Here is a 13,126-nt window from a genome sequence, read left to right on the forward strand (position 1 = left end):
ATCTTTTTAAAGTGGATGGTGTTTTTAGCTCAATAAATGGCGCTGGTTTTGTGGACATATATTTCTCCAAAATGTTTTATATTTTGAGGAGAGTTTAAATGTTTGATGCGTGGTTATTAGGTGGGATTATTAGGGGTTTACGAATGAACAAACATTAGAAGAAATTATTGCATTAATACCAGGACATGTTTATTGGAAAGATAGGAATGGAATTTACTTAGGATGTAATAACCTACAGGCAAAGAATCTTGGTCTTAATGATAGAAATGAAATAGTTGGAAAGACAGATTTCGATCTGACTCATGATAAAAAATTAGCTGAAATTTTCAGAGAAAATGATCTCCTTGTAATCAATTCTGGCAAAGGTATTTCTGTCGAAGAAACCGTAATAATTAACAATCACTCCGTCGCTATGCTAAGCGAAAAAGTACCTTTAAAAAATAAAAACGGGGTTACAATTGGGATGGTAGGTATTTCTGTCGATGTTACTGAGCTTAAAAATACAAAAGATAAGCTAAAAATAGCAGAAGAACGGGTCGCCGGCATGGTATCTGTCGGTGCCAACGTAGCCCATGAGCTGCGCACACCACTTTCAGCTATCGAGATGGGTATAAGTGGTGTTAGGAAGTACTTACCCTCTCTCATTGATGGTTATGAAATGGCAAAACAGCATAATCTTCCAGTTGACTTTATCCTACCACACCACTACGAAATACTATCGACGTTACTAGACGATATTGAATCAGAAACAAACTACTCTAATACCATTATTAACATCATTTTAATGAACGTTAAACAAGATAGAATATCTCCCTTTAACTTCCAAATAAATTCCATCAGTCAATGTGTAGACGAAGCCATACGCCGTTACCCATTTAAATCAAAAGAAATGGCGCTAATAAAATGGAATCACGATGTGGATTTCTCATTTAACGGAGACAAGATGTTAATGATTCATATTCTGTTTAATCTCCTAAAAAATGCCCTATATTTCATTGAAGCCGAGGGAAAAGGAGACATTACCATATGTGCGAAAATGGAAATAATGCTAATATATTATACTTTAAAGATACCGCAAAGGGCATACCTGAAGATGGTATGTCCCGATTGTTTGAGAAATTTTATACCACCACCACTAATGGAACTGGTTTAGGGCTACCATTTTGTAAGATGGTAATGGAAATGTTCCAAGGGCATATAAGTTGCACGTCAAAATATGGTGAGTTTACGCAGTTTAGCCTTAGTTTCCCAAACGTTAATGAAAAAGGAAGTCAGCAATGAAAAAATTTGAATTACCCTGTCTCTATTACCCCACAACTGCTGTCATAATAGATGACGATGAAATATTTTTAAAAAATACCGCGCTTGAATTAGATTCAGATATACACTACAAAACATATCAAGACCCTTTACGAGCTTTAAACGATTTAAAAAAATTAAAATCTCAAAATAAATTACTTTCACACGCCATCACTTTAAACACTGACGACTCCTTGGAAGGTGGTCAGTACCCGATGAACCTTAACATTTCGTCTATTTTCAAAGAAGCCTACAATAAAAATCCATACGAAGAAGTATCTGTCGTAGTGGTTGATTACTCTATGCCACAAATGAATGGCGCACACCTCCTCGAACAATTAGTTGATATTCCTATACAGAAAATCACGTTAACCGGACAAGCCGATGAAGCGTTTGCAGTTAAATTATTTAATGATGGAATTATAGATAAGTTTATACCTAAGGGTTCCCAGTCGTTAAAAAAAACTCTAAACGAGAGTATTCAGGATTTACGAAAAAAGTATTTTCATGGTCTATCTGATATTATTTTAAAATCACTATCTCTACAATCTGAATTCTATTTTTTTGATCCTGCATTTATTAAATTTTTCAATCATATTTTGGCTGGTATATCTATCCCTAGCTATTACTTAATAGAAACTTCCGGTAGCTTCTTAATCCTCGATCATAATGCTTCGCCGACGTGGCTATTAGTTAGATCAGAAGATGAAACATTGGAATTTGCCCAGCAGGCAGAAGCAGAAGGTGCGCCAATGGAAATTGTTAACCCAATAAAAAATGGAGAGAAAATTTCGTATTTTAATGATTTTGATGAATACGTAGATGCTACGCAAGGCCATTGGGAAAAATATCTATACCCAGCAAAAGAACTTCTTGGAGAAAAAAAATACAGGTATGCTTTAGCAAATAACCTCCCTGGCTTTCCACTAAACAAAGATAAAATTCTGTCGTTTAATGAGTATTTAAAGAGTAGCTTATCGGCTCAACATATTAAGTAGCTAGATAAAGCAACTTGAGTGCTAAAGAAAGTTTATAACTAACCACAAATACAACCTATCATAAGGGTAGAGCATTTTCAATGCTCTTTAACTCTGCAAAAACAGGCTAAAGAACTGGGAGTTAAATCAGTTTTGTTCATTTAAGACACTCTACAAAACACCGCCTTCAGATAATCCGTTTCTACAATAGCCGGATGTACCGGATGGTCTGCGGCCTGATGTCCTTGTGCCACAATCTGTATCAAGCGCTTGTGCTTTACGCCCGCTGCTTGCACAGATTGAATTAATTGTTCTTTCGTAAAATGTTGCGAACAAGAAGCTGAAATTAAAAAGCCGTCTTTTTGTAACAAGCGCATGGCTAGTTCATTGACGCGTTGATATGCAATTAAACCTGCGGCTATATCTTTACGTTTTTTTATAAAAGCCGGCGGGTCAATAATAATCACATCGAATTTTTCGGCGCTGTCATTTAAGGCTTTTAATTGTGCAAATACATCTCCTTGCCGAGTATAAACACGATCCTGCACGTGATTTAATACCGCATTAGTCTGTAGCATCTCCAGTGCTTGAGATGAACTGTCGATTGAGCAAACTTCTTTAGCGCCATTGACTGCAGCTTGTATTCCCCAACCACCGACATAGCTGAATAAATCCAATACCCGCTTACCTGAAACATAACGCGATAATTGCGCTCTATTTTCGCGATGATCGTAAAACCAGCCAGTCTTTTGACCAGTCCAAGGAGAAATCGAAAAAGCTACGCCATTTTCTTCTAGCGTCAAAATCTTTGGGACTTGTCCATAGGCTTCCTGCACATATTCAGGCAAACCCTCCACCGCGCGCATACCATGATCGTTACGTAATAAAATCGCGCGTGGATTAATCTCCTGTTTGAGTGCCTGTATAATTTGGTTTTGTAATAATTCCATACCATAAGTGGTGATCTGTACCACCAGTATGTCATCATAACGGTCAACAATTAAACCAGGCAAAGCATCACTTTCTGCATAGATCAAGCGATAAAATGGTTTAGAAAAAAGTGCCGTGCGCAATGCCAATGCCTGTTGTATGCGCCGTGCAATCTCCGTCTGATCGAAAGTGAGTGCCACACCATAGGTCAACAACCGTGCGCACAACAGTGTATGCGGATTGATATATCCTAATCCTAAGGCTTTGCCATCATGACGTTCTATAACGACAAGCTGTCCTGGTTGAAAATGTTTAAGCGGCGTTTGGGCGACATCAATTTCGTTACTGTAAATCCACAGATGTCCCATTTGCAGACGGGTATCTTCGCGTTTTTTTAGACGTAAGGGCGCGGGGACAGGCAGGAAGCTCATTACAAAATATGCTCTAATCCATAAACGAGTGTTTCAAGTTCAAGGACTTTATGACAGGCAAGACAAACCCCGGGCATAAAAGCTGAACGGTTCAGTGTGTCATGACGCAATGTCAATGTTTGTCCCATGCCACCAAAAATCACTTCTTCGTGCGCAACTAAACCTGGCAAACGTATAGAATGAATAGGAATACCTTGATACCTTGCGCCTCTTGCACCTTTGTGCAGTTCTTTTTCAGCAGGATTGACGGGTACTTCTGCCTTGACGGCAGAAATTATTTCAGCCGTGTGCAGTGCTGTTCCAGAAGGCGCATCTATTTTTTGGTTATGATGTAATTCGAGAATTTCCACATCAGGAAAATAACGCGCACATTCCTTCGCACAGCGCATCAACAACACAGCGCCAATGGAAAAATTCGGTGCAACTATCCCACCTAGTTTTTTTTCAGCACAACGTTGTGTCAGCAGAGCGAGTTGATCTGGTGATAAGCCGCTAGTGCCGATGACTGGATGCGCATCTGCTGCAATAATTTTTGCTGCATTGTCAAAAGCTGTGGTTGCGATGGTAAAGTCGACGACAACTTGCGCCTGGTTATTTTTTATCATACTGGACAAATCATCGCCTCTACCGGCCATACCCACCAGCTGCAAACCAGGTGAATTTTTGATAGCCATACAAGCTTCTGCGCCCATTTTACCCGAAGCGCCATTGACTAATATACGTATTGCCATTTACTTAATCCCAAAAAAATAAAATCCTTCTCTCCAACGCTCACGTCGTCCCACTGTCATTAAGTTACACCGCAACCCCCTCTCCCTAACCCTCTCCCACAAGGGGAGAGGAGATACAGTGCTTAACTTAATGTCAGTGGGACGACGTGAGCGTGGAGCGAAAGATTTAATGCTAACGATGAATGAACCTGTTAAAAATAAATTGTCTAATTATTTAATAATAACTCAATCATATCTTCATGAAAATACAGTCTCGCCACTTCAATGGGTGTAACGCCATCTGCAGTTTCCGCATCAATTTCTGCACCAGCTCTTATCAATACTTTGGCACTTTGCAAAGAATTATGTTGGGCAGCAAAATGTAACGGTGTCACCATTGCAGAATCTTCATATTGATTAGGATGAATCCCGGAGTGCAATAGTTCTTCGACACGAACTGCATCATCCGCTTTTACTGCTTCTATGAAATACTCCATATTTCCCCCAATTTGGATTTATAAATTATTAAAAATGCTAGGAAATTTTAACGCTTTTGGGGAGCAATGTCAGTCGAAATTTTATAAATACAGCAATTTGCCAGGGATATGCTAGACTGAAAGAAATGGTCTGCTTTCGCTAAGCAAGACAAGGAAGTTTTAGATATATGACTAAATCAAAAACATTTTCATGCCAAGGGAGGGCGCTAAAAAAGAGAGGGAAACTTTATGTTTATGAAAAATGTTGTAAGGTTTTTTGGTTTTTTAGGATCAATTAACAATTTTTTTGTGCCAATTGGGCATTTGCTTATTCGTTTATGGTTAGCCCATATTTTTTTCAGTGCTGGATTGGTAAAAATACAGACCTGGTTATCCACAGTTACATTATTTACTTATGAATACCATGTTCCGTTTCTGCCACCTGAGCTAGCTGCCGTGTTAGCAACTTTTATTGAGTTAGTCTGGCCAGTTTTGTTAGTTTTGGGATTAGGCGGACGTTTCATGTATTTCGTGCTTTTTGTCTATAACATCATCGCCGTGATATCTTATCCTTATCTGTTAACAGCTGTCGGTTATGCCGGCCTGCAGCAACATATTAATTGGGGATTATTAATTATGATGCTGATGTTTTATGGCTCAGGTAAGTTATCTTTAGACTATTTGCTGCAGCGGAAATTTGGGCATGCCGCCACGGATACTAAATTAAAAGAAACGCGTGATCCTGTGGCTTGATGTGGACAAGTTCTCACCCCCTTTAAAAAAGGGGGTGAGCCATTTGCTCTGAGTCGATTTTTAATTAAATAAATTTTCTAAAATGCCTCATGCACTTACCGCTTAAAAAACTCACCAACAAATTGCAAGCTTTTGCATTACTTATGCGCTGGCACCGTCCTATTGGTATTTTGTTATTACTTTGGCCAACGCTTTGGGCATTGTGTATCGCGGGAGCAGGTAAACCTTCGCTTAAGTTAACGCTGGTATTTATTTGTGGGGTGGTTTTGATGCGTTCTGCCGGTTGTGTGATTAACGACTTTGCAGATCGACATTTTGACGGTGAAGTGACGCGTACCCGTAAACGCCCTATTGTGAGTGGGGAAGTTACTCCAGTTGAAGCTTTAATTTTGTTTGCCGTATTATGTGTTTTAGCAGCTGGATTACTTTGGCCGTTAAATGCATCAGCGCGTCTACTTGCGATTCCGGCGGTGATTATCACGATAATTTACCCTTTTTTAAAACGCTTCACACATCTGCCGCAATTAGTGCTGGGTATTGCTTTCAGCTGGGGAGTGCCAATGGCATTTGCCGCTACCATCGGGACAGTTACAACAACTGGCTGGTTGATATTTCTTATTGCCTGCATTTGGCCTGTCGCTTACGATACGCTTTACGCTATGGTGGACCGGCCGGATGATTTACGTATCGGCATAAAATCCACCGCCATTTTATTCGGCAATCAGGATATTAAAATGGTCGCCGCACTGCATACACTCCTGTTGCTTTTGCTGGTTGCTCTAGGCATCAGTCTTTCGTACCAATTTTATTATTATTTAGGCTTATTCGCGGCGGCTGTGATGATGGGTTATCAGCAATATTTAATTAGAGATCGAAAACCAGAACGCTGTTTTCAAGCTTTTGTTAATAGCCAATGGGCGGGGTGTTTTATCTTGGTGGGGTTATGGTTAAATTATTTAATTCCAACTTGATATGCTGCTTGTTTGTAGGCTGTTGTTCAAAAGAAATTTAGCTTCCTGTACGAAAGTTAAGTACGATCCCTCAAAAAATTCTTGCCTCAGAATTCGTACCATCGGTTGAGTCCGCATCTGCAGCATCCATACTACCATCTTCGCCATCTCCCTCCTTAGGCAAATTATCCGCTTTAAATAGTTCAAAAATGGCATTCTGGTCTGGGTCAGCCGCCAACTGTCCAGTATCAGGATCTATGCGTGCAGTCACGATATCATCCGGGGGTGAAAGCGTCTGTTCAGGGGTGCCTGTCAATGCCGCTCGCATAAACTCTATCCAAACAGGTAAGGCGGCTTGAGCACCGTGTTCGTATAAAGGCTTGGGCTGGTCATAACCCACCCACACGGTGGTGACAATACGCCGGTTAAAACCGGAAAACCAAGCATCTACTTGGCGCTGAGTGGTACCAGTTTTTCCTGCGAGATCATCACGTTTCAATACAGTTGCCGCATAGCCCGTTCCATGTTTTATGACATCTTGCAAAACATTGGTAACCAAATAGGCAATATCCGCATCAATTGCGCGCGGTGCGGGAGGACTGGCGGGATCGGTGGCTGTCTGTGAGCCTGGTACGACCGGTTGATGTGCCGCATAAACTATTTTGCCATCAGCTGCTTTAATATACTGGATAAAATAAGGGTTAATGCGATAGCCGCCATTGGCAAACACGGCATAGCCCGCTGCCATTTGCAATGGCGTCACCTGCGCAGTGCCTAATGCCAGTGACAGTGAGGGTGGCAATACACTCTTATCAAATCCAAAGCGAGAAATATAATCTAAGGCATAAGGAATACCAACCAGCTGTAATAAACGCACCGTCAACACATTATAGGAATGGACTAATCCTAATCTAACTCGAGTAGGACCGTGGAATATGCCATCATCATTTCCTGGCCGCCATAGATTATTAGGATCTCCGGTATCATTAATGGCAATGGGTGCGTCATTGATGACGGTGGACAATGTAAAACCTTTAGCTAATGCCGCAGCATAAATAAATGGCTTAAAACTAGAGCCGGGTTGGCGATTGGCTTGAATGGCGCGATTAAGGCCGGTTTCTGAATCTTTTAAACCGCCGACCAACGCCCAAACCGCACCGTCATCAGGGTTCAGCGCTACAATTGCGCCTTCCACTTTGGGAGTCTGTGCCAATTGCCATTGACCATTTTGCTGAACCACACGGATAACATCTCCTACGCGCGCAACATGAGCGGCATCTTTGCGACGTGTCCAGGCCATTCCCGACCAGGGAATCGTGACTACCCCACCATTGACTAGCATCGCTTTGATCGTGCGACCCGCAACTTCCATGACCGCCGCAGGAATCAAATCATTCTCAATGGGGATATCCGATAATTTATCTTGCCATATGCCAAGGCGCGCCGGCACATGGCCTAAATTTCTTTCCGCACCGCGATAGCTCTTATGACGCCGCTCATAATCCACTAGGCCATTGCGTAAAGCTGCGTTGGCAGCCGCCTGCAAAGTGCTATTGATCGTCGTATAGACTGACAGTCCATTGGTATAGCCATCATCACCAAATTGTTGATAGACCACATTGCGCACCATTTCTGCCATGTGAGGCGCCAATACGGTGGTTTTTGGACCATGGTAATAAGTTTCCACAGGTGATGATACTGCCTGTTGATAAGCATCTTTGCTGATATAGCCCAACTCCAACATACGCTGCAATACATGATCGCGACGCACTTTAGCGGCTTTGGGGTCGGTGATAGGGTTCTCTTTGGATGGCGCCTGCGGTAATCCAGCAATCATCGCCATTTCTGCCAGCGTTAATTCATTGAGTGATTTTCCATAATAAATTTGCGCAGCAGCTGATACGCCATAAGCATGCTGCCCTAAATAAATTTTATTGATGTAGAGTTCGAGGATTTTTTCTTTGCTGAAAGTGCTATTGATTTTTAGCGCTAACAAGATTTCATTGATTTTGCGGCTGAAGGTTTTTTCCGGTGTTAGGAAGAAATTACGCGCTACCTGCATGGTGATCGTGCTGGCGCCCTGGCTTTTTTGTCCCGTTATGATTAATTCACGGGCAGCACGGAGGATGCCAATGAAATCGACACCAGGGTGTTCAAAAAAACGCTGATCTTCGGTGGCAATCAAGCCTTGCAACAACGGTTTTGGGACTTCAGGCAATGTGACAGGATTACGCCGCATCGCACCATATTCACCAATTAATTGCCCATCGCTAGAGTAAATACGTAGAGGAATTTGTAATCGAGTGTCATTTAGGGTTTGCACATCAGGGAGTTGGAACACCATGTAGAAATAAACGCAACCCGCAAGAATAAGTACGCTAAAAAGTAGACTTAATAGCGTCATAAACATATGTCTAGCAATATAACGAAGGAATTTCATCAGAACAGAAGCACAGGAGTAAAAGAAGGAATAAAACGCGGTGTCATTTTCATATCATAATTTAAAACAGACGAACAGCAATGTATCTTGGGGAGTTTAGCACAATATCTCGTGTCAAAGTAGTGAATTTTATTGGCTCTATATTAGCCTTCGCGCAGCGAAGGACACAGTTTCCCTTCTCCCCTTGTGGGGGAAGGTGCCCGAAGGGCGGATGAGGGGTTAGTTTGCAGTAGCTCTAACTAAAAGCCAAATCAAATTACCCCTCTTCCCCCTTGTGGGAGAAGGAAAGCTAAGCTTGCAGTAACTACACTAAAAGCCAATTCTAACTCACCCCTCATCCGCCCTTCGGGCACCTTCCCCCACAAGGGGAGAAGGGAAACTGTGTCCTTCGCTTTGCAAAGGCTGTAATAGAAGATTCACATTTTTAACTCAAAATATACAAAATACCCTTACCAATTTCCACATTGAAATGATATTATTTTTGGCCAATAAAGCATCTCCTTGTAAATTATGTTAAATTTACAAGTTCGAGCGGCACTTACACGGGTTTTCCGTGGTTTTTTTAAAAAAGCAATGCCGAGCGAGGTCGTAAGCCCTAAAAGGCCTAAAAAAAATTAGGGCCCCAAGTGGAAGACAGCTTTTTATTTCTGCTGTTTTACGTCACAGGCAGAAAAATAAATTGTCCAAACATTTTTGATTGTATGGGCAACAGGCTAAGTTAGAGACTCGCCAATAGCTGTCTGTCCAAGTGGGAACACGCCCTACGGCTTTAGCTTTTCAGCTGTTCGGTGGAATTTTTAGTTAGACATGGCAGTATCATCCTTAAATGAAGCAAGAAATGTATATAAGCTTCATTTTAGAGAATAAACTATGAATACACAAGACATTTTACGGATATTTAATAACGGATTTTTAGACCCCACAGCTAGCTTATGGGGAGCATTGATTAAAATATGAATGAGTGAAAAATGCCAAATAAACACCAAAATAATGATCCTAAATCTAGCCCTCTGGCACGCGGCAAACGCCTCAAAACTGTGCGCATGATGGCCGGACTTACCCGTAATGGACTTGAAGATAAATACGGCATCAGCGCCAGCACCATCCAATCTTGGGAAGCAGCTAAAGCCGGTGGATTAACCGAAAGAGGTGTGCAACGCGTTATTCCAGTATTACAAAAAGAGGGGATATTTTGTACTGCTGATTGGCTTTTGTATGGTGTAGGCTCGCCTCCGCAACCTGCCAATTTAAACCTTCCGGCATCTGAAACTCCTCCAGTCCCCCAAGCGGCTTTACCTGAAGATAAAGCGATTATTCAAGAATTACTCACTTTCCGTGAGCTCAACACCAATGTCGTTGACCTGGTCGTTGCAGATGATGGTATGGAACCTTATTATACACGCGGCGATTATGTGGCTGGCAAACGGAAAACTAAGGAAGATATTACACGCACCCTGAATCATGACTGTATTGTAGAAACAGCAAATAATGAGATTTTATTGCGTAGAGTGAAAAATGGCTCTAAACCTGGTTTGTTCACTTTGATCTGCACTAACTCGGATACGTCTGTAGCTACTCCTACGCTTTATGACCTGGAATTACTAAGTGCTGCACCGGTTATTTGGCATCGGCGGCATGATCCTAAGTGACTGGCTTAGCGCCAAAGGCGCTACAGCCAGTCATCCTGAGCGAAGCGAAGGCCCTCCTTATAGTGACATCAACATAGCTTGTAGTGCCACCATAAGGAGATCCTTCGTTTCGCTCAGGATGACAGCCAAAAAAGGACACCCATGCAAACACTCTCCTACGCTGAACGCATTCCCTACTGTCCCAACCCTACTGCAAAAAAACTACTATCACTAATCGAACAAAAACAAACTAACTTAGCCGTATCCGCCGATGCGTTTCGCAGCACAGAGTTATTAAACCTAGCCGATAAAACCGGCTCTGAAATCTGCATGTTAAAAACCCACATTGATTTGTTGGAAGACTTTACTCCGGCCGTTATTCAAGCTTTAACAGACCTCGCCACAAAACATCAATTTCTCATCTTTGAAGACAGAAAATTTGCTGATATCGGCAATACTGTCAAAGGGCAATATGGCAAAGGCATGTATTGTATCGCGGATTGGGCACATATCACCAACGCGCATACTTTACCTGGAGAAGGAATTATCAATGGACTAAAAGAAGTGGGACTACCTCGGGGAAATGCCCTGCTGTTAATTGCAGAAATGAGTTCTAGCGGTCATTTGATGAATGCGGATTATCAGCAAAGCACTTTGAAAATGGCATTAGCGCATAAAGATTTTGTTTGCGGTTTTATCACCCAACATCGTTTGACTGATGATCCGGCATTCATTCATTGCACCCCTGGGGTAAGTTTAACTGCAGGTGGCGACATGCTGGGACAGCAATATATTTCTCCTGAAACGGCTATATTAGAGCACCATAGCGATGTGATTATCGTCGGGCGGGGGATTTATCAGGCTAATGATCCTAAGGCTGAAGCGGCAAAATACCGCGAACTAGGGTGGAGGGCTTATCAAAAGAGGCAAAAAAGCATCTGACTCGCACTGTAACCCCCTCCCACAAGGAGAGAGGGGATAAAGTAGAGAAAAAGATTACACCCCATATTGCGCACGATATGCCAGCATCCGCTCCAATTGTGAATCCTTACCCACCTCTTTTAAATATTCAAGCACATGCTTTAACCTGATAATGGGAATGACGGGAATATGGTGCTTCTGTTCGACCTCTTCCACTGCCGACTGCTGATTCATGCCCCGCTCTTGCCGATCTACCGAAATAGCAATAGCTGCAAGACTAGCCCCTGCTTCATGTACAATACGAATCACTTCATGTACAGTCACTCCCGCGCTGATGACATCATCAATCATCAGCACCCGCCCGGCAAGAGGCGCCCCAACAATCATGCCGCCTTCTCCATAATTTTTTGCTTCTTTACGGTTAAAACAATAGGGTTTATCAACAGCATAATGTTCAGCCAAGGCGATAGCAGTTCCCGTCACCAATGGAATACCCTTGTAAGCCGGTCCAAATAATACATCGTATTCTACTTGCGCCTGTCTAATTGCTGTGGCATAAAACCAGCCCAATTTAGCAATCGCTTGACCCGTATTAAAACAGCCCATATTAAAAAAATAAGGACTTTTGCGCCCCGATTTTAAGGTAAATTCGCCAAATAACAGCGCCTTATAATGCAAGGCAAATTCTATAAATTCTCTTTGATAGGTTTCCATTTCTATTCCTCAACCTACTGAAATTTCATGTATATTTTCTTTAGTTAAACCTAAAAAGCGTTGCGAAAAATCTAAGGAATGCCGACTCAAATCCGTTAAATAACACTCTATCTTACCTTTGCGATTGGATGTTTGATCCTGATTTTTATCGGAAGTAATATGTTTTGCAACCCGTATGGCTGCCTCTTCCCCGGAGTCCACCAAGTGAACGTCAGGCATGATCTCTTGTATGACTTTTTTTAACAAAGGATAGTGGGTGCACGCCAAAATTAACGTATCTACTTTCGCCTCAATTAGAGGTTGTAAATATTCTTTAGCAATGGTGTAGACCACAGGATGATGATGCCATCCTTCCTCGACCAGCGGAACAAATAATGGGCATGGCATAGTATAAATAGAAACTTCTTCATCGGAATTTAATTTACTGTGGATTTCAATTTCATAGGCGCGGCTTTGTATGGTAGCGCGAGTTCCGATAATGCCTATGCGGTGGCATTTTGGGCGGTTTAAAGCCGCATCCACTGCCGGCTTGATGACTCCCATCACGGGTATAGGTGATAAATTTTCAATGTCAGAAAGCGCAACACAAGAGATGCTATTGCAAGCAATTAACATAAATTTGACAGAGTGCTGGAGTAAAAATTCGGCACTTTGTTGTGCATATTGTCGGATAGTTTCAGGAGATCTATTACCATAGGGCACGCGCGCAGTATCACCCAGATAAATCAAATTCTCATGCGGCAGCAATTCTGCCAATTTATGCAAAGCCGTCATTCCGCCAATCCCGGAATCAAAAACGCCTATGGCTTGTTTCTCTGTAGACATTTCATTTTACTCGTAAAAACCAACAATTTAACATAAATTTGCCGTAACTGCTCACCCTTTAAAAAGGGGGGG

Annotated in this window: 13 protein-coding genes; 7 read left to right on the plus strand and 6 right to left on the minus strand. The window is 42.0% G+C overall.

What is annotated here, in order from left to right:
• Window positions 1-175: 175 nt before the first annotated feature.
• From VHE99_11565 to VHE99_11575, 3 genes are read left to right on the plus strand one after another with little or no spacing between them, the layout of a single operon-like run.
• A complete protein-coding gene (locus VHE99_11565; GenBank protein HVV69647.1) occupies window positions 176-1,153 on the plus strand; it encodes a PAS domain-containing protein in 978 nt (325 codons plus the stop codon).
• Window positions 1,099-1,281 carry an ATP-binding protein gene (locus VHE99_11570; protein ID HVV69648.1) on the plus strand — a complete coding sequence of 61 codons (183 nt, stop codon included), beginning with the start codon at window positions 1,099-1,101 and terminating at the stop codon, window positions 1,279-1,281. The genes VHE99_11565 and VHE99_11570 overlap by 55 nt, the downstream gene beginning before the upstream one ends.
• Complete coding sequence (locus tag VHE99_11575; GenBank protein HVV69649.1) at window positions 1,278-2,297, plus strand: hypothetical protein; 1,020 nt, start codon at window positions 1,278-1,280, stop codon at window positions 2,295-2,297. Before VHE99_11570 ends, VHE99_11575 begins: the two co-directional genes overlap by 4 nt.
• Window positions 2,298-2,437: 140 nt before the next feature.
• Here the strand turns inward: VHE99_11575 and VHE99_11580 are convergent, their stop codons facing one another.
• The 3 genes from VHE99_11580 to VHE99_11590 all read right to left on the minus strand — a co-directional run bounded on the left by VHE99_11580 (window position 2,438) and on the right by VHE99_11590 (window position 4,844).
• Window positions 2,438-3,637: a class I SAM-dependent rRNA methyltransferase gene (locus VHE99_11580; protein ID HVV69650.1), complete on the minus strand. Its 1,200-nt coding sequence runs from the start codon at window positions 3,635-3,637 to the stop codon at window positions 2,438-2,440.
• A complete protein-coding gene (gene dapB / locus VHE99_11585; protein HVV69651.1) occupies window positions 3,637-4,368 on the minus strand; it encodes a 4-hydroxy-tetrahydrodipicolinate reductase in 732 nt (243 codons plus the stop codon). The genes VHE99_11580 and dapB overlap by 1 nt, the downstream gene beginning before the upstream one ends.
• 206 nt (window positions 4,369-4,574) lie before the next feature.
• A complete protein-coding gene (locus tag VHE99_11590; protein HVV69652.1) occupies window positions 4,575-4,844 on the minus strand; it encodes an ankyrin repeat domain-containing protein in 270 nt (89 codons plus the stop codon).
• 234 nt (window positions 4,845-5,078) lie between these two features.
• Here VHE99_11590 and VHE99_11595 point away from each other — a divergent pair, with 234 nt between their 5' ends.
• The gene (locus VHE99_11595; protein HVV69653.1) at window positions 5,079-5,576 is read left to right on the plus strand and encodes a DoxX family protein; all 498 of its coding nucleotides are present in this window, start codon (window positions 5,079-5,081) and stop codon (window positions 5,574-5,576) included.
• Between the two features lie 89 nt (window positions 5,577-5,665).
• Window positions 5,666-6,547 carry a 4-hydroxybenzoate octaprenyltransferase gene (gene ubiA / locus VHE99_11600; protein ID HVV69654.1) on the plus strand — a complete coding sequence of 294 codons (882 nt, stop codon included), beginning with the start codon at window positions 5,666-5,668 and terminating at the stop codon, window positions 6,545-6,547.
• Between the two features lie 70 nt (window positions 6,548-6,617).
• Here ubiA and VHE99_11605 read toward each other — a convergent pair whose 3' ends face one another.
• On the minus strand, window positions 6,618-8,930 hold the full coding sequence (locus tag VHE99_11605; protein HVV69655.1) for a penicillin-binding protein 1A: 2,313 nt from the start codon (window positions 8,928-8,930) through the stop codon (window positions 6,618-6,620).
• A gap of 1,004 nt (window positions 8,931-9,934) precedes the next feature.
• Between VHE99_11605 and VHE99_11610 the strand changes: the two genes are divergently transcribed.
• Window positions 9,935-10,615, plus strand: a complete 681-nt coding sequence (locus VHE99_11610; GenBank protein ID HVV69656.1) for a hypothetical protein — start codon at window positions 9,935-9,937, stop codon at window positions 10,613-10,615.
• Window positions 10,616-10,756: 141 nt separating this feature from the next.
• Complete coding sequence (pyrF, locus tag VHE99_11615) at window positions 10,757-11,536, plus strand: orotidine-5'-phosphate decarboxylase (GenBank protein ID HVV69657.1); 780 nt, start codon at window positions 10,757-10,759, stop codon at window positions 11,534-11,536.
• Between the two features lie 54 nt (window positions 11,537-11,590).
• Here pyrF and pyrE read toward each other — a convergent pair whose 3' ends face one another.
• Together pyrE and murI are read right to left on the minus strand one after the other, a co-directional pair.
• Window positions 11,591-12,229 carry an orotate phosphoribosyltransferase gene (gene pyrE, locus VHE99_11620; GenBank protein ID HVV69658.1) on the minus strand — a complete coding sequence of 213 codons (639 nt, stop codon included), beginning with the start codon at window positions 12,227-12,229 and terminating at the stop codon, window positions 11,591-11,593.
• Window positions 12,230-12,238: 9 nt separating this feature from the next.
• A complete protein-coding gene (gene murI, locus VHE99_11625) occupies window positions 12,239-13,054 on the minus strand; it encodes a glutamate racemase (protein HVV69659.1) in 816 nt (271 codons plus the stop codon).
• Window positions 13,055-13,126 lie beyond the last annotated feature (72 nt).

This window comes from Gammaproteobacteria bacterium (assembly GCA_035546635.1).
Lineage (GTDB): Bacteria > Pseudomonadota > Gammaproteobacteria > JAURND01 > JAURND01 > DASZWJ01.